The sequence below is a fragment of the Pantoea sp. PNT03 genome, assembly GCF_014852515.1.
Lineage (GTDB): Bacteria > Pseudomonadota > Gammaproteobacteria > Enterobacterales > Enterobacteriaceae > Pantoea > Pantoea leporis.
Genome location: NZ_JACVBT010000004.1, coordinates 93,707 through 109,684 on the forward strand (window position 1 = coordinate 93,707; position 15,978 = coordinate 109,684).

Consider the following 15,978-nt stretch of genomic DNA (forward strand, 5'->3'; position numbering starts at 1 on the left):
AGACGGCAGGTCGATGAACGTATCTACTCAGGTTGCAGAACAACGTAAAGTGTTGGAACAGGCTGTCGCGCAGGCGTTGGAACTGGCTAAAGCCAGCACCGATGGCGCTGAAGTGGCGGTCACGAAAACCACCGGCATCGGCGTCAGTACCCGCTATGGCGAAGTGGAAAACGTCGAATTCAACAGCGATGGTGCGCTCGGCATCACCGTCTACCATCAAAACCGTAAAGGCAGCGCTTCCTCCACCGATCTCAGCCCGGATGCGATCAAACGCACCGTGCAGGCGGCGATCGACATTGCGCGCTACACCTCGGTGGATCCATTTGGCGCACCGGCCGATCCCGATCTGCTGGCGTTTGACGCGCCGGATCTCGATCTCTACCATCCGTGGGAGATCGATGCCGATCGCGCTATCGAACTGGCCGCTCAGGCGGAACAAGCGTCGTTGCAGGCGGACAAGCGCATCACCAACACCGAAGGCGGCAGCTTCAACAGCCACGTTGGTATCAAAGTCTTTGGTAACAGCCACGGCATGTTGCAGAGCTACTGCTCCAGCCGCCATTCGCTCTCCAGCTGTGTGATTGCCGAGCAGGACGGCAATATGGAGCGCGATTACGCATATACCATTGGCCGCGCTTTTGACGATCTGAAAAGCCCGGAATGGGTTGGCGCCGAGTGCGCACGCCGCACGCTGTCGCGTCTGGCACCGCGCAAGCTTTCGACCATGAAAGCGCCGGTGATCTTCGCGCCAGAAGTGGCGACCGGTTTGTTTGGTCATCTGGTGGGCATGATCAGCGGCAGCAGCGTGTACCGCAAATCGACCTTCCTGCTTGATTCGCTCGGTAAGCAGATTCTGCCCGAGTGGCTGACCATTGAAGAGCATCCGCACCTGCTGAAAGGCCTGGCATCCACGCCGTTCGACAGCGAAGGCGTGCGCACCCAATCGCGTGACATCATTAAAGATGGCGTGCTGCAGAACTGGCTGTTGACCAGCTATTCGGCGCGCAAGCTCGGCTTGCAGAGCACCGGCCACGCAGGCGGCATCCACAACTGGCGTATTGCCGGTCAGGGCCACAGCTTTGACGACCTGCTGAAGCAGATGGGCACCGGTTTAGTGGTAACCGAGATGATGGGCTCCAGCATCAACGGCATGACCGGCGACTATTCACGCGGCGCATCCGGATTCTGGGTGGAAAACGGTGAGATTCAATATCCTGTGAGCGAGATCACAATCGCTGGTAACCTCAAGGAGATGTGGCTCAATATGGTAACCGTCGGTAACGACATTGAAACCCGCAGCAATATACAATGCGGTTCGGTGCTGCTGCCGGAGATGAAAATCGCCGGACAATAAGAGTCATCGCTTTCTGAAAGCAGCCCGCAAGGCTGCTTTTTTTTGGCCCGACAATAATAAAAGGACATACCAATGCGTAATAAGCATGTGATTGCAGTGTTGTCGTTATCGCTGTTGTTCTCCTCGGCTAGCGTGTTTGCAGCCGATTTAGAAAAAGATATGGATGCGCTCAAAGATGGTCTGAGCGTGGTGAAGAAAACCTCTGACGCGCAGGAAATGCATACCGCGTTGGGCAAAATGCGTCAGGCGGCAACGGATGCTAAGCAATCCACGCCGGAAAAACTGGAAGGTCAGGCGGCCGATAGCGCGCAGATCAAGGATTATCACGCCGGTCTGGATTCGCTGATTGCCCAGATCGATGTGGTTGATCAGTTGGCGCAAGCCAACAAGCTGGACGAAGCCAAGGCCGAAGCGAAGAAACTGGAAGATATTCGCAACGCCAACCATAAGAAATTTCGCTGATAACCCGGCCAGCCCCGTGGCTGGCCTTATTCCTCTTTGCTTTCTCTCCGTTTTAATCCGCCTAAATCCATCACTTCTCGCATTTTGTGACCGCTTTCGCACACTTCGTGCGTCCTGAGATCTGGCGCACACTCGCCCGCGGGATTTCCACTTTGAGGTGGAAAAGTTGCGACTCAACAGCCTCAAGGGGAAAGCGTACTTTCTTATCAACGAGAAATATCTGTAATTGTCCGCTGTAAACAGGAGTAACAAGGTGAGGAGTGAAGCTGTCCCGCTGAAACAGAGCACGCCGGAAGCGATCCAGGCGCTGGCGGATAAGGTGTTAAGCCAAATTGCAGCGATCTACGCCGCGCATCACATCGAAGCCAACGCCGTGCAGCAGCAGATGCTGGCTTCGCATGTCCGGGCGATGGCATCGCGCTCTTTAACGGGTGAAGCGCTACCGGAAGTAGAAGCTGAGCTGTTTGAAGATATCTCGCCGGAAACCATGGCGCTGGCGCAGCAGGTGGTGGATCTGTTTGGCAATCTGCCCAAAGAGGAAGCCTGGTTGTTGTCCGTCCATATCGAAGTGGCGAAATCGAACGAAGCATAAATTGCGAGGAATCGAACATGGTAACTGTAGTGATTGGCGATCGTCTGGGTAAAGGTCAGAAAGTAGCAGCGGGCATCGAGAAAGCCGGTGGTCGTGCGGTGGTGGTGCCAGGCGTGGCAGCCGACATGAAGCTGGGCGACGTGATGAAAGCGGAAAACGCCGACTTCGGTATCTCCTTCTGCGGCAGCGGCGGTGCCGGTGCGATTACCGCGCAGAACAAATATGGCTACAAAGCCAAACACGGGATGCGTTCGATTGACGAAGGCGTTACCGCCATCAATGAAGGTGCCACCGTGCTGGGCTTCGGCTTTATGGATAAAGAAGAGCTGGGTGAGCGTCTGGTGCAGGCCTGGACTAAAAAACACGGCAGCTAAGTATGAAACAGCAATACGAGACGCAGGTAACGGTGCAGGGCAAAGGCGACAGTAAAGCAAAAGCCTTTGCCGATGCGCTCAGCAAGGTGCAGCAGCAAGTGCTGCGCACCAGCCAAAAGATTCTGTTGCGCATTGAACCCATAGATGTGCGGGTGCTGCGCGCGCAGGAGAGCGTGCGCAAGGAAAAATTCTTGTTCTTCTTCCTCGCGCGTGAGCGACGGAATTACAGCGTTGAGCTGGACATTACCGTTAGCGTCACTGTGATCGACACCGACAAGGTGGACTTCATAGCGACTTAATAAAAACGACAACAAGGGTACGACGACATGTTTTTAATCATTTTGTTTAAGTCGTTAATCATTGGCGGATTGGTTGGCGTCGGGGTGGGAGCGGGCGCAGCGCGCATGTTCCACGCACCGACCACACAAGGTATGGGCGCGTTCCGTACCTTGGGAGAACTCAATTCCTGTGAAGGCGATCCGGCATCGCACTTCTCCTTTGGTCTCGGCTTCTTCTTTAACGCCTGGGCATCATCCGTGGCAGCGGGTTCCTTCACGCAGGACGTCGATCACCGCATTTTGCCGAACTGGGGCGCGGCGGCACTGATGGTGAAAAACCGCAACGTGGCGGAAACGCTGCACAACCCGAAACGCATGGCGATTGCCTGCGGCATCATCGGCATGATTGTGGTGGCCTTCCTTAACAGCACCGCATCTGCGGTTCCGGCGGCGCTGCAGGTTACCGCAGTAAAAGTGCTGGTGCCGGCGGCTAACCTGCTGGTGAATACCGTGATGCCAGTGATCTTCTGGCTGGCAGCGATTGATGCCGGTAAGAAATCTGGCTTCTGGGCCACCATTTTTGGCGGTCTGGCTCAGCTGATCATGGGTAACGCCGTACCGGGTTTGGTGCTGGGCATCCTGATCGGTAAGGGTGTGGAAGAGAGCGGCTGGAACAAAGTCACCAAGGTGATGATGTTTGCCATCGTGCTGCTGTTTGCCTTGAGCGGCTTCTTCCGCGGTTTCGATCTGAAACTGCTGCAATCCTTCCAGCTGGGTATTCCGGGCTGGCTGGATATGATCCACAACAGCGTCAGCGGCAAATAAGGAGCCATCAGCATGAACGAGAACGAAAACAAAGGGTTCTGGTACGCCGACTGGTCTTTCCCGATTTTTGTTGGCCTGCTCTCTTCCGGCGTATTTGCCGGTACGCACATGTATTACCTGTACGGCATTGGTGCTTTTAACGAAGTGGCGTTTGTCTCGATGCTGCGCTCCGGTATGGAAACCGGCGTGTATGGCGCAGTGGCGGCGTTTGGTGCCAGCTTCCTGTTTGCACGCATTATCGAAGGCTCGCTGGTGGGGATTCTCGATATTGGCGGCGCGATCCAGACCGGCGTCGGCCTCGGCGTGCCTGCGCTGCTGCTCGGTGCCGGCATTGTGTTCCCGGTCGCCAACTTTGCCGCATCGCTGGCTACGGGTTTGGTGGTGGGCTTAGCGATAGGTTATCTGATCATCCTGGCGCGTAAGTTCACCATCAACCAGAGCGACTCAACCTACGGCGCAGACGTGATGATGGGCGCGGGTAACGCATCGGGCCGTTTCCTCGGGCCGCTGATTATCCTGTCGGCCATGGCGGCGTCGATTCCCATCGGTCTCGGTTCGCTGGTGGGCGCGCTGCTGTTCTACCTGTGGAATAAGCCTATTACCGGCGGCGCGATTTTGGGCGCGATGGTGTTGGGTGCGATGTTCCCAATCTCACTCTGATACTGATGTGCGGCCATATGGCTGCACATATCCGTAGCGGCGCCATTTATTGCGCGATAAATCGCGCCGCTACGAAATGAGCGTTTGTACGTGAGGAGTAAGCATGTTTGATCTGATTCTGCGCCGCGCACGTCTGTGTGACGAACTGCTGGTGGATATTGCCATCCAGCACGGCAAAATTGCCGCCGTCGGCGAGGTGAGTGGTCCGGCACAGCAGGAGCGCGATCTCGCCGGACGTTACTATGTCAGCGCTGGCTGGATTGATAGCCACGTGCACTGTTATCCCCAATCCCCAATTTATCACGACGATGCCGACACCATTGGCATGGCGCAAGGCGTCACCACGGTGGTGGATGCCGGCAGCACCGGCGCTGACGACATCGACGACTTTTATCAGCTCACGCGTTCGGCTACCACCGAAGTACGCGCGCTGATCAACATTTCACGCACCGGCATTGTGACGCAAAACGAGCTGGCCGATATGGCGCAGATTGATGGCGATGCGGTGGTGCAGGCGGTGAAACGCCGTCCCGACTTTATCGTTGGCCTGAAAGCGCGCATGAGCAGCAGCGTGGTGGGCGAGAACGGCATTCAGCCGCTGGTGCGGGCCAAGGCGATTCAGCAGGCAGCCGGAAACTTGCCGCTGATGGTGCACATTGGCAACAATCCGCCAGTGCTGGAAGAGATCGCCGATCTGCTGACCTCCGGCGACATCATTACCCACTGCTTTAACGGCAAGCCGAACCGTATCTTGTCACCGCAGGGTGAATTGAAAGCAGCGGTGAAAAATGCCATCGCGCGCGGCGTGAAGCTGGATATCGGCCACGGCGGCGCCAGCTTCAGTTTTGAGGTGGCGCGTCAGGCGATTGCGCAGGGCATTCTGCCCGACACCATCAGCTCCGACATTTACTGTCGTAACCGCATCAACGGCCCGGTGCATAGCCTGGCGCACGTGATGTCGAAATTCTTTAGCATTGGCATGACTCTGCCGCAAATCGTCGAGTGCGTCACCGTTAATGCCGCTGCTGGCCTGCGTCTGGCGGGCAAAGGGCGCTTGACCGCCGGTTATGACGCCGACCTGACCATTTTTACCGTCAAAGAGGAAGCCTGCCCGTTCGTTGATGCTGAAGGCGAACGGGTATTAGGTGAACAACATATTCTGCCGCTGGCCGTGGTTATCGCCGGTCACTGGCATCTGACTGATGAAGGGAAAGCGAATCATGTCTTCGATCTATGAAAAATATGACCTGAAACAGGTCATCAACGCCTCGGGACGCATGACCATTCTCGGCGTCTCCACGCCGTCTGCGGATGTGGTGGATACCGTCAGCTACGGTCTGAATCACTACTTCGAGATGAAAGATCTGGTCAACAAGACCGGCGCTTACATCGCCAAACTGCTGGACGTGGAGAGCGCGGTGGTGGTGTCGTGCGCCTCGGCGGGCATTGCGCAGAGCGTGGCGGCGGTGATTGTTAAAGATAACGACTGGCTGCTGGAGAACCTGCACGCCGCGCCGCTCAGCGTGCCGCACGATATCGTGGTGCCAAAAGGACACAACGTGAACTTCGGCGCGCCGGTTGGCACGATGGTGGCGCTGGGCGGCGGGCGTTTGATCGAAGCCGGTTACAGCAATGAATGTTCGCCAGAGCAGTTGGCGGCGGCAATCACGCCGACCACGGCGGCGCTGATGTACATCAAATCGCACCACTGCGTGCAGAAAAGCCATCTTAGCGTGGAGCAGGCAGCGGTAGTGGCGCGCAAGCACGGCATTCCACTGATCGTTGATGCGGCAGCGGAAGAAGATTTGCAGTGCTACTACCAAATGGGCGCGGATCTGGTGATTTACAGCGGCGCCAAGGCGATTGAAGGGCCGACCAGCGGCTTAGTGATTGGTCGCACGCAATACGTTGAGTGGGTGAAGCGCCAGAGCAACGGCATTGGCCGCGCGATGAAAGTCGGCAAAGAGGGCATTCTCGGGCTGACGCAGGCGATTGAAAACTATCTGGTGCAGCCAAAAACCACCGGCGCCGAGATGGTGGCCAACATGACGCCGTTTATCGACAACCTCAACACGCTGAACGGCGTCACCGCCCGCGTGGTGTGGGATGCCGCCGGACGCGATATTGCGCGTGCCGAGATCAAGTTTGATGAAGCGGTCACCGGCTGGCCGACTGGCGAACTGGTGCAGGCGCTGAAAACTGGCGACATCGCGATCTATTTCCGTGGCTACAAAGCCAACGAAGGCATTATCGAAGCCGATGTGCGCAGCGTTAGCGCCGATCAGCTGCACATCATCTTTAGCGCTATTCAGGCGTTGATCAGCGGAGGAAAACGCGCATGAGTCTGAACCCAAATTTCTATCAGGATCGCCTGTGCCTTAACGTGCTGGCCGGTTCGAAGCAGAACGCCAAAGCGATCTGGCAGGCGGCTGAAGGTCATGTGCTGGTGGGCGTGCTATCAAAAAACTACGCCAGCAATGAAGCGGCGATTGCCGATATGCGCGAGTATGCGGCGCTGATCGACAATGCGTTATCCGTGGGTTTGGGCGCGGGCGATCCAAACCAGTCAGCGATGGTGAGTGAGATCTCGGCGGTGCTGCAACCGCAGCACGTCAATCAGGTCTTCACCGGCGTGGCGACCAGCCGTGCGCTGCTCGGCCAGAATCAAACCGTGGTGAATGGTTTGATTTCACCGACCGGCACGCCGGGCCTGGTGAAAATCTCCACCGGACCGCGCAGCTCGAAGAACGCCGACGCGATTGTACCGATCGACAGCGCCATCGCCATGTTGCAGGACATGGGCGGCAGCTCGGTGAAATACTTTCCGATGGGCGGCCTGAAAGCGGTAAATGAGTATCGCGCGGTGGCGGAAGCCTGCGCGCGTCACGACTTCTGGCTGGAACCCACCGGCGGTATCGATCTCAATAACTTCGAAGAGATTGTGCGTATTGCGCTCGATGCGGGCGTCAGCAAAGTGATCCCGCACGTTTACAGTTCGATTATCGATAGCGCAAGCGGCGACACGCGCATTGACGATGTGCGTCAGCTTCTGGCAACGTGCAAGAAACTGCTGTAACAAATGAGTAACAGGTGAGGCTCCGTGAGATTTCCCAATCAGCGTCTGACTCAGCTTTTCGCTGCGCTGCAAAATGAAACGCTGCCGCAGGATGAGCTGGCACGTCGCTTTTCCGTTTCAACGCGCACGGTGCGCACCGATATCACCGCGCTGAATGCGCTGCTGGAACAGCATGGCGCGCAGTTTGTGTTGGCGCGCGGCGCGGGATATCAACTCAAAATTGACGATGCGGCGCGCTTTGGCCGCTTACAGCAAGAGAGCGCGACGCCACTGCGCGTGCCGCGTACCTCACAGGAGCGCGTGCGCTATCTGCTGACGCGCTTTCTGACTGCGGCGTATTCGATCAAGCTGGAAGATCTGTCCGAAGAGTGGTTTGTCAGCCGCGCCACGCTGCAAAGCGATATGGCAGAAGTGCGCGAATGGCTGGGCCGCTATCACCTTAATATCGAAACCAAACCGCATTACGGCATGAAGCTGTTTGGCAGCGAGGCGGCGATCCGCACCTGCTTAACCGACCTGCTGTGGCAGATCGATCAGGAGACGCCGGACAGCCCGCTGCTGACGGTGGAAGCGCTGCACAGCGGCATTCTGGCGCAGCTCGAACCTTTGCTGCAACAGTGCTTCGCCCAGCACGCCATTCGCCTCAGCGATGAAGGCGATCGCTATCTGCAAATCTACTGCGCGGTGGCGGTACGACGCATCAGCGAAGGTTTCCCCCTCAACGATCCTGGTGCGGAAGATGTGGGCGAGGAAGTGCGCGAAGCGGCGAACGACCTGATAAACCTGATGCGTCCGCTGGTCGGCAAACCGATTTCACAGGCGGAAGAGAACTGGCTGCGGGTCAACATCGCCGCACGCCAGATTCAGGCGCTGGCACCGAGCACCATTAACGCTGACGACGCCGATGCGCTGGTCGATTACCTACTGAATTACATCAACACCCATTACAACTATCGGCTGCAGCATGATGAGCAGCTGCGCGCCGATCTGCTCACCCATATCAAAACCATGATCACGCGGGTGCGCTACCAAATCCATATCCCCAATCCGCTGCTGAGCAACATCAAACAGCACTATCCAATGGCCTACGATGTGACGCTGGCGGCGGTCACCAGCTGGGGTAAATACACCCCTTACACTATCAGTGAGAACGAGATCGGTTTTCTGGTGCTGCACATTGGTGTTGGGCTGGAGAGGCATTACGACGTCGGCTATCAGCGCCATCCACAGGTGCTGCTGGTGTGCGACAGCGGCAACTCCACGCTGCGCATGATTGAGGCGCTGCTGCTGCGCAAATACCCGCAATTGGTGGTGACGGCGCGGCTGTCACAGCGCGACTATGAACTGCGCGAGCATATCGATGAAGACTTCGTGATCTCCACCGCGCGGCTCAGCGAAAAGAATAAGCCGATTGCGGTGATGTCGCCATTCCCAACCGAGTTCCAGCTGGAGCAGCTCGGCAAGCTGGTGCTGGTGGATCGCACGCGCCCGTACATGCTGGAGAAGTACTTCGACGCGCAGCACTTTATGGTGCTGGATAAGCCGATGGCGCAGTCAGAGTTGTTCCGCCTGCTGTGCGATCAGCTGGAGAGCGAAGGTTTTGTCGATGCGGATTTCTATCCTTCGGTTGAGGAGCGCGAAGCGATTGTCAGCACCCTGCTCGGCGAAGGCATCGCGCTGCCGCATTCACTCGGCTTGCTGGCGCAGAAAACCGTGGTCTACACGGTGCTGGCGCCGCATGGCGTGAGCTGGGGCGAGGAGACGGCGTCGGTGATTTTCCTGCTGGCGATCAGCAAGAGTGAATACGAAGAGGCGATGGCGATTTACGATCTGTTCGTCACCTTCCTGCGCGAAAGGGCGATGACGCGGCTGCGTGATTGCGCGGATTTTGTCAGTTTTAAAGCGGTGGCGATCGATTGTTTGAGTCGGCTGTAAGGGTTGTGCGTGCTGTCCCCCATCCCGGCCTTCCCCCGCAAGCGGGGGAAGGAGATGCAGCTTCATCACTAACATGTGGCAGCATCTTCCTCCCCCATTTATGGGGGAGGACCGAGGAGGGGGAAACCCCGCACAATCTACCCGCGCTTCGCCAGCAACCTCGGAATCTCACGCAAACACCAGGCTTTGGCTTCGCCCATGCTGTCGCGGCGCCACGCCATAATAATGTCCACTTCGCGCGTATACTCGGCGCTCACCACGCGTAAACGACCTTCGGCGATATCCTGCTCCACCATCGGATACGGCATGGTCGCCACACCCAAACCGGCCAGCAGCGCGCGGCGTTTATCATCCATGCTGCTTACCGTCAGACGCTGCTGCTTATCCAGCAACTGCACCGTCAACACCGGGCGCTCGCGCGCGGTGTCCGCCACCGCGATACCGCGATACTTCACGCGCGTCACTTCTGACAGCGGCTCAGCTTCCTGATGAATTGGATGATCCGGGCTGGCAACGTAGACGCTCATCGTGCTGTACAGCTTGCGGGTGTTGATTTCGGTTGAGGCGCGGAAGTGCATATCCGGGGCAATCACGATATCGGCGCGGCCCTGTTCCAGCCTTTCCCAGGCACCGGCTAATACTTCCGTGATGAGAGAAATTTGCGTATTGGCTTTTTCTGACAGCTTCTCAACCAGCGGGAATAAACGCTCGGAAGGCACCAGCGCCTCGGCAACAATGGTGAGATGCGTTTCCCAACCGCGCGCCAGCGCTTCGGCATCGGTGGTGAGCTTGTCGGCGGCTTCCAGCAGCACGCGGCCCCGTTCCAGCAGCATGCGGCCCACGTTGGTGAACTTGGTGCGGTGGCCGGAACGGTCAAACAGCACCACATCCAGCTCCTCTTCCAGCTTCTGCATGGTGTAACTCAGCGCGGAAGGGACGCGACCCAGTTCATCGGCCGCAGCGGCAAAGCTGCCACGACGGTCAATAGCATCCATCACACGTAAAGCTTCAAGGGTTAACGCGCGGTCTTTTGCCATGCCGATTCTCTGTCAGTAAATTTGAACATGCCAGGCAGATTAACTGGCTTACAATCCGGCGTCCAGACTTTTACCATAATCCCATCAAGCCTGCGGTCGGTTCTCACCGCAGCGCGTCGGAGGATTATCATGATGACAACCCGCTGCGCGTCCGCATGTGGCCAGGCCGATTTCGGTTGGTTGCAGGCGCGCTACAGCTTCTCATTTGGCCACTATTTCGATCCAAAATTAATGGGCTACGCGTCGCTGCGCGTACTCAACCAGGAAATTCTGGCACCGGGCGCCGCATTCCAGCCGCGCAGTTATCCGCAGGTCGATGTGCTGAATCTGGTGCTGCAAGGTGAAGCCGAGTATCGCGACAGCGAAGGCAATCATCTGGTGGCGCGTGAAGGCGAGGCGATGCTGCTCTCTGCGCGTCAGGGCGTGAATTACAGTGAAATTAACATCAGCAAAGATCGCCCGTTAACCCGCATGCAACTGTGGCTGGCGGCCTGTCCGGAACGTGAAAACCCGCTGTTGCAGAAGCTTGACCTGCCGCAACAAACCAGCGTACTGATCGCCTCGCCCGATGGCGCGCAGGGCAGCCTGCAGATGCGCCAGCAGGTTTGGGTGCATCAGGTGACGCTAGCGCCGGGCGAGCAGTACACGGTGAAATTGCACGGACCGCGCGCTTACCTGCAATCGATCCATGGTTCGCTGGATGTGCAGGCCAGCAGCGCCAACCAGCAGCCGCTAGGCTGCGGCGACGGCGCGTTTCTCAGCGATGAGAACCAGATTAGCCTGCAGGCCAGAACGCCGCTGCGCGCGCTGGTGATTGACCTTCCCGCCTAACCCTCACGCACAAAAAAGGGCGACCGAAGTCGCCCTGATGCTTTGCTTTAATGCTTATTTGAGAATGGTGAAGGCCGTAGTCACGTGCTTCACGCCGCTCACCCGGCTGGCAACATCGGCCGCCGCCTTCGCTTCTTCTGCAGTAACCAGTCCCAACAGGAACACTTCACCGTTTTCGGTGGTCACTTTGACGTTGGAGGATTTCACCTGATCGCTGCCCAGCAGCTGCGAGCGGATTTTGGTGGTGATCCAGGTATCCGATGACGAGGTGCCGAGGCTGACTTTCTGTCCATTACGGATTTCGTTATACACCTCGGTGGCTCCATCAACGCCCATGGCGATCTGTTTGGCACGGCTTGCCAGATCCGGGGTTGGCGACTGGCCGGTTAGCAGTACTTTGCCCTGATAAGCGGTGACAACCACGCGCGCCTGGTTTTTGATCTGTTCATCTTTTGCCAGTGCGTTCGAGACGCGCAGCTCCAGCGTACCGTCATCGACCTGCGTGCCCACGGTGCGCGGATCAGTGGCGGTTTTGGTGGCGACGGCAGCGCCGCCGGCAACCACGGCAACACAACCTTGCAGCAGCATGGCGGTTAAGAGAATGGCGACAGCGTTCAATGCTTTCATTTGAGCTCCTTCAGTCATTCCTGGTGTGGGAATAAAGTGTTATCAATCAAATCGCACAGGCAGTTCAGCGTCAGCATATGCATTTCCTGAATGCGCGCACTGCGATGTGATGGAATGCGAATTTCCACATCATGCGGACCGAGCAGGCCCGCCAGCTCACCGCCGTCGTGGCCGGTTAACGCAACGATGGTCATATCGCGGGTAACCGCAGCTTCAACCGCTTTGACGATATCGCGGGTGTTGCCACGGGTGGAAATGGCCAGCAGCACATCACCAGCCTGACCAAGCGCTCGAACCTGCTTGGCGTAGATTTCATCGTGCAGACGATCGTTACCAATCGCCGTCAGCATCACATTATCAGCGCTCAGCGCCAGCGCAGGCAGGCTAGGGCGCTCTGTCTCGAAACGGTTAATCATGCTGGCGGCAAAATGCTGGGCATTCGCCGACGACGCACCGTTACCGCAGCTAAGGATTTTGTTACCGTTCAGCAGCGACTGCACCAGCGTCATCGCGGCGCGGGAAATCGCATCGGGCAGCGCTTCGGCTGCGGCGATTTGGGTCTGAATACTTTCGGTAAAACACGCTTTAATTCTGTCCTGCACAAGACCACCTGGTTCTATCCATCGGCATTAAAGGCATCGGGCAGCCACTCCAGCTCACGCCCGGTAATGGCAATGATGTCAAAACGGCAATTCACCGTATCAAAACTGCCGCCACGCGCCAGCAACCAGAGCGCGGCGGCACGCAGCAGCTTTTGTTGTTTCTGGCGCGTTACGCTGGCGGCGGCACCGCCGTAGCGCGCATCGCGTCGATAGCGCACTTCAACAAATACCCAGCAATCGGCGTCGCGCATAATCAGGTCAATTTCCCCGCTGCGACAGCGTACATTGCTGGCAAACCACTGCAGCCCGGCGCGCTCCAGATAGCGACGCGCCAGTTGTTCCTGCTCAGCGCCAATGCGCTGGCGGTTTACTGCACCGGAACGATCTGTCCCTGACGATACTGGTTCCATGCCAACTTCCTGTTGATCACGCAATCCGTGTCGGCGTTCAGCTTGCCGGTGTTGCCATCAATGGCAAAGCCAGGCACCTGACGCATCTGGTTAAAGTTATTCGCCAGCGTCCAGGCATCAATGCCCATCGCGTAGAGGCGAACCAGCGAATAATCGTTGTTGAACGACTTCGCCGCCTGCTGCATTAAGCCCGGATTGCTACCGGACAGCAGCGGAATATCGCTGAACTGCAGGCCATCCATCTCCAGACGGAAGTCCGGGCCTGCACCCGCCTGCGCACTGCGTGAGCTGGCGTACAGCGCGGTGTTGTTGCGGCTGCTGGTGCGCATCGCAATCATCGGCTTGATCAGCTGCAGCTCATCCTGGCTGGCGACGATGTACACCGCATCCACGCTACCGCTGCTGGCATCGGCCGTTGGCACCGGTGCGCTGGTTTGCGGTGCAGGAATCGTCAGGCCAGCAATCGCCACGCTCTGCGAGTGCGCGGGCTCAACGTTGAGCGGCGTGCCGCTTAACGCGATACCCGCACCGCTGTTGATCCCTTGCTTGAGTTCGCCGACGCCGCCAAAACGCTGCTGCAGTACGGTTGAGCCACCCAGCGTTTGCCACTCTTGCGCGAACGCTTTGCTGATACGGTCGCCATAACTGCTGCGCGGCACCAGCAATAATGGCTGGCGTTTGCCTTGCTCGTAGATATGGTGCGCGGCATCGCGTGCTTCGTCTTCAGGAGAAAGCGCAAAGTAACAAATATTCGGATGGTTCTGGATCTGTTCTGGCTCGTTCAGGGCCAACACGTTAAGCGGCGTGTTGCTATTGGCAACGGTTTCGACGTCATTTTTTAGAAGCGGGCCGACCACCAGCGTGGCGCCATCTTGCTGCGCCTGCTGCATCACCTGCGCAATCGGCTGGCTACTGGTGTCATACACTTTCACCTGCGCATTGCTGTTGCCCTGTGCGGCGGCGGGTTGTGCGGCTGGCTGTGACTGCTCGGTTTGCGGCGGTGTGTTACCTGCAACGGCGGGGCTGACCACGCTATTGGCGTCCGCTGGCGGCTGAGCGCTGGCATCGGCTGTATTAGTCTCAGGAGCGGCTTGCGGTGCCGGTGCATTGAGCACGCCATTGCGCGCATCGGTGAAGCCTTTCTGAATCGCATTGGCAAACACCTGCGCCTGGCCGTTAAGCGGCAGCAGCAGCGCGATGGTATTGGTCGACGCTTTGGTGAAGTTCTGCACCTGGCTGAGCTGGGTTGGCAGTGTCTTCGCGCCTGGGTTCTGCGGATAACGCGTCTGCCAGTCCTGAATCGCCGCTTTCAACATTTGTGGGTCCTGGCTGTTTGCGCGCCAGGTATTCAGCAGATCGAGCCAGCCCTGCAGGGTATTTTCATCAGCATTGATCACCAGGCTGTTGATCTGATCCTGGGTCATCTGCGTCAGCGCTTGCCAGGTTGCATCGATATTGCTTTGGTGATCGGCACCTTTCAGCAGCGGCTCCTGCGCAATATAGGCACGTAGCAGCGAGAGTGAAGGGCGATTCTGTGCCGCCGCGATTTGCAGCGCGTAGTAACGCACCTGCTGGTCCTGCGACAGGCCGCCGCTTTTCACCTGGCCCAGCAACTGTTGCGCACCGGTGTAATCCTGCTGCCCAATCTGCATCTGCGCGCGCAGCAGCAGCAGTTCTTGCTGTTGCACATCGCTTAACTGCTGCGGCAATTGATTGAGCTGATTCGCCGCCTGCGGATACTTTCCTTCCTTCAACAGGGCACGGATGGCAAGTAATTGCCAGTCGGTCTTGCTATCATCGCTGCTTTGCTGCACCTGCTGCAGATAATAGTCAGACCGGCCAGTCGCAGGACCCTGAATATTGACGTTAGAGGTTTGTTGCGGTCCCTGACCACTACAGGCGGCTAAAATCAGCCCAGCGAGAAGAACAGGTACTAAGCGTCCTGCTTTATGACGTACGACTTTTGAAGGAAGCATACTGTATCCAGTGATGTTTTTTTCAAGATGCTCAATATTAAATCGGCAATTCGGATGAAACAATGAAACAACTCGATCGGGCAGAGATTTCTGCCAGCACGCTCTATATCGTTCCTACCCCGATCGGTAACCTGGGTGATATCACTCAACGAGCGTTGACGGTGCTCTCAAGCGTCGATCTAGTCGCAGCGGAAGATACACGTCATACCGGGCTGTTGCTACAACATTTCGCCATCAATGCGCGACTCTTCGCACTTCACGACCACAACGAACAGCAGAAAGCTGAGGTGCTATTAGCTAAGCTGCAAGAGGGCCAGAGCATCGCGCTGGTCTCCGATGCCGGCACGCCGTTAATCAACGATCCCGGCTACCATTTAGTACGTCGCTGCCGTGAGGCTGGTGTGCGCGTGGTGCCGTTGCCAGGTGCTTGTGCGGCGATTACAGCATTAAGCGCGGCGGGGTTACCGTCCGATCGTTTCTGTTACGAAGGGTTTCTACCGGCCAAAAGCAAAGGACGTTGCGATGTGCTGCGCGCGCTGGGTGAAGAGCCGCGTACGCTGATTTTCTACGAATCGACCCATCGCCTGATCGATAGCCTGCAGGATATGGTCAGCGTGTGGGGCGGCGAGCGCTACGTGGTGCTGGCGCGTGAGATCACCAAAACGTGGGAATCTATTCAAGGCGCACCGGTCGGTGAACTGCTGGCGTGGGTGCAGGAAGATGAAAATCGTCGTAAAGGCGAGATGGTGCTGATTGTTGAAGGCCATAAAGCGGATGAAGAAGCGCTGCCAGCGGAGGCGTTGCGCACGCTGGCGCTGCTGCAAAAAGAGCTGCCATTGAAGAGAGCCGCTGCGCTGACGGCGGAAATTCATGGGGTGAAGAAGAACGCGCTTTATAAGTACGCGCTGGAGCAGCAAGAGGCGTGACAAACGCTGGCAG

General features: G+C 57.5%; 18 protein-coding genes. 13 read left to right on the forward strand and 5 right to left on the reverse strand.

Annotated elements, in window-relative coordinates:
- The first annotated feature begins 13 nt into the window (after positions 1 to 13).
- From pmbA to IB226_RS15015, 11 genes are all read left to right on the forward strand, one after another.
- Positions 14 to 1,354: a metalloprotease PmbA gene (gene pmbA / locus IB226_RS14965; RefSeq protein ID WP_192236155.1), complete on the forward strand. Its 1,341-nt coding sequence runs from the start codon at positions 14 to 16 to the stop codon at positions 1,352 to 1,354.
- Between the two features lie 72 nt (positions 1,355 to 1,426).
- Complete coding sequence (gene cybC / locus IB226_RS14970; protein WP_061720170.1) at positions 1,427 to 1,816, forward strand: cytochrome b562; 390 nt, start codon at positions 1,427 to 1,429, stop codon at positions 1,814 to 1,816.
- A gap of 253 nt (positions 1,817 to 2,069) precedes the next feature.
- Positions 2,070 to 2,408 (forward strand): glycine dehydrogenase, encoded by a 339-nt coding sequence (locus IB226_RS14975; RefSeq protein ID WP_007892186.1) that lies wholly within the window; start codon positions 2,070 to 2,072, stop codon positions 2,406 to 2,408.
- 17 nt (positions 2,409 to 2,425) lie between these two features.
- The gene (locus IB226_RS14980) at positions 2,426 to 2,782 is read left to right on the forward strand and encodes an SFCGS family glycine-rich protein (RefSeq protein WP_008103553.1); all 357 of its coding nucleotides are present in this window, start codon (positions 2,426 to 2,428) and stop codon (positions 2,780 to 2,782) included.
- A 2-nt stretch (positions 2,783 to 2,784) separates the two neighbouring features.
- On the forward strand, positions 2,785 to 3,081 hold the full coding sequence (locus tag IB226_RS14985) for a DUF4312 family protein (RefSeq protein WP_137386587.1): 297 nt from the start codon (positions 2,785 to 2,787) through the stop codon (positions 3,079 to 3,081).
- Positions 3,082 to 3,108: 27 nt separating this feature from the next.
- Positions 3,109 to 3,885 (forward strand): DUF4311 domain-containing protein, encoded by a 777-nt coding sequence (locus IB226_RS14990; RefSeq protein WP_101762892.1) that lies wholly within the window; start codon positions 3,109 to 3,111, stop codon positions 3,883 to 3,885.
- A gap of 12 nt (positions 3,886 to 3,897) precedes the next feature.
- Entirely contained in the window at positions 3,898 to 4,545 is a 648-nt protein-coding gene (locus IB226_RS14995; protein WP_064738408.1) for a DUF4310 family protein, read from the forward strand.
- Between the two features lie 103 nt (positions 4,546 to 4,648).
- A complete protein-coding gene (locus tag IB226_RS15000; protein ID WP_192236157.1) occupies positions 4,649 to 5,782 on the forward strand; it encodes an amidohydrolase/deacetylase family metallohydrolase in 1,134 nt (377 codons plus the stop codon).
- Complete coding sequence (locus IB226_RS15005) at positions 5,766 to 6,887, forward strand: DgaE family pyridoxal phosphate-dependent ammonia lyase (RefSeq protein WP_101762894.1); 1,122 nt, start codon at positions 5,766 to 5,768, stop codon at positions 6,885 to 6,887. The genes IB226_RS15000 and IB226_RS15005 overlap by 17 nt, the downstream gene beginning before the upstream one ends.
- Positions 6,884 to 7,621: a KDGP aldolase family protein gene (locus IB226_RS15010; RefSeq protein ID WP_192236158.1), complete on the forward strand. Its 738-nt coding sequence runs from the start codon at positions 6,884 to 6,886 to the stop codon at positions 7,619 to 7,621. The genes IB226_RS15005 and IB226_RS15010 overlap by 4 nt, the downstream gene beginning before the upstream one ends.
- 24 nt (positions 7,622 to 7,645) lie before the next feature.
- Entirely contained in the window at positions 7,646 to 9,556 is a 1,911-nt protein-coding gene (locus IB226_RS15015) for a PRD domain-containing protein (RefSeq protein ID WP_192236160.1), read from the forward strand.
- A gap of 137 nt (positions 9,557 to 9,693) precedes the next feature.
- Here IB226_RS15015 and IB226_RS15020 read toward each other — a convergent pair whose 3' ends face one another.
- Positions 9,694 to 10,593, reverse strand: a complete 900-nt coding sequence (locus IB226_RS15020; RefSeq protein ID WP_101762897.1) for a LysR family transcriptional regulator — start codon at positions 10,591 to 10,593, stop codon at positions 9,694 to 9,696.
- Between the two features lie 129 nt (positions 10,594 to 10,722).
- Between IB226_RS15020 and IB226_RS15025 the strand changes: the two genes are divergently transcribed.
- Positions 10,723 to 11,424 carry a pirin family protein gene (locus IB226_RS15025; RefSeq protein WP_192236162.1) on the forward strand — a complete coding sequence of 234 codons (702 nt, stop codon included), beginning with the start codon at positions 10,723 to 10,725 and terminating at the stop codon, positions 11,422 to 11,424.
- 54 nt (positions 11,425 to 11,478) lie between these two features.
- Here IB226_RS15025 and dolP read toward each other — a convergent pair whose 3' ends face one another.
- Genes dolP through IB226_RS15045 form a run of 4 tightly spaced genes read right to left on the reverse strand, consistent with a single transcriptional unit; the run spans position 11,479 to position 15,039 of the window.
- Positions 11,479 to 12,051, reverse strand: a complete 573-nt coding sequence (gene dolP, locus IB226_RS15030) for a division/outer membrane stress-associated lipid-binding lipoprotein (protein ID WP_101762899.1) — start codon at positions 12,049 to 12,051, stop codon at positions 11,479 to 11,481.
- A 14-nt stretch (positions 12,052 to 12,065) separates the two neighbouring features.
- On the reverse strand, positions 12,066 to 12,653 hold the full coding sequence (gene diaA, locus IB226_RS15035; RefSeq protein WP_007890352.1) for a DnaA initiator-associating protein DiaA: 588 nt from the start codon (positions 12,651 to 12,653) through the stop codon (positions 12,066 to 12,068).
- 14 nt (positions 12,654 to 12,667) lie between these two features.
- On the reverse strand, positions 12,668 to 13,063 hold the full coding sequence (locus tag IB226_RS15040; RefSeq protein ID WP_008103534.1) for a YraN family protein: 396 nt from the start codon (positions 13,061 to 13,063) through the stop codon (positions 12,668 to 12,670).
- Entirely contained in the window at positions 13,021 to 15,039 is a 2,019-nt protein-coding gene (locus tag IB226_RS15045) for a penicillin-binding protein activator (RefSeq protein WP_192236164.1), read from the reverse strand. Before IB226_RS15045 ends, IB226_RS15040 begins: the two co-directional genes overlap by 43 nt.
- 62 nt (positions 15,040 to 15,101) lie before the next feature.
- Between IB226_RS15045 and rsmI the strand changes: the two genes are divergently transcribed.
- The gene (rsmI, locus tag IB226_RS15050; protein WP_192236166.1) at positions 15,102 to 15,965 is read left to right on the forward strand and encodes a 16S rRNA (cytidine(1402)-2'-O)-methyltransferase; all 864 of its coding nucleotides are present in this window, start codon (positions 15,102 to 15,104) and stop codon (positions 15,963 to 15,965) included.
- The last annotated feature ends 13 nt before the right edge of the window (positions 15,966 to 15,978 follow it).

Excerpts from the sequence above, each read along its gene's own strand:
- IB226_RS15045 (WP_192236164.1), bottom strand. The coding sequence starts at position 15,039 with ATGCTTCCTTCAAAAGTCGTACGTCATAAAGCAGGACGCTTAGTACCT.
- IB226_RS15040 (WP_008103534.1), bottom strand. The coding sequence starts at position 13,063 with ATGGAACCAGTATCGTCAGGGACAGATCGTTCCGGTGCAGTAAACCGC.
- IB226_RS15000 (WP_192236157.1), top strand. The coding sequence starts at position 4,649 with ATGTTTGATCTGATTCTGCGCCGCGCACGTCTGTGTGACGAACTGCTG.
- IB226_RS14990 (WP_101762892.1), top strand. The coding sequence starts at position 3,109 with ATGTTTTTAATCATTTTGTTTAAGTCGTTAATCATTGGCGGATTGGTT.
- IB226_RS15025 (WP_192236162.1), top strand. The coding sequence starts at position 10,723 with ATGATGACAACCCGCTGCGCGTCCGCATGTGGCCAGGCCGATTTCGGT.
- cybC (WP_061720170.1), top strand. The coding sequence starts at position 1,427 with ATGCGTAATAAGCATGTGATTGCAGTGTTGTCGTTATCGCTGTTGTTC.
- IB226_RS14995 (WP_064738408.1), top strand. The coding sequence starts at position 3,898 with ATGAACGAGAACGAAAACAAAGGGTTCTGGTACGCCGACTGGTCTTTC.
- pmbA (WP_192236155.1), top strand. The coding sequence starts at position 14 with ATGAACGTATCTACTCAGGTTGCAGAACAACGTAAAGTGTTGGAACAG.
- rsmI (WP_192236166.1), top strand. The coding sequence starts at position 15,102 with ATGAAACAACTCGATCGGGCAGAGATTTCTGCCAGCACGCTCTATATC.
- IB226_RS15005 (WP_101762894.1), top strand. The coding sequence starts at position 5,766 with ATGTCTTCGATCTATGAAAAATATGACCTGAAACAGGTCATCAACGCC.
- IB226_RS15010 (WP_192236158.1), top strand. The coding sequence starts at position 6,884 with ATGAGTCTGAACCCAAATTTCTATCAGGATCGCCTGTGCCTTAACGTG.
- IB226_RS14980 (WP_008103553.1), top strand. The coding sequence starts at position 2,426 with ATGGTAACTGTAGTGATTGGCGATCGTCTGGGTAAAGGTCAGAAAGTA.
- dolP (WP_101762899.1), bottom strand. The coding sequence starts at position 12,051 with ATGAAAGCATTGAACGCTGTCGCCATTCTCTTAACCGCCATGCTGCTG.
- IB226_RS15020 (WP_101762897.1), bottom strand. The coding sequence starts at position 10,593 with ATGGCAAAAGACCGCGCGTTAACCCTTGAAGCTTTACGTGTGATGGAT.
- IB226_RS14985 (WP_137386587.1), top strand. The coding sequence starts at position 2,785 with ATGAAACAGCAATACGAGACGCAGGTAACGGTGCAGGGCAAAGGCGAC.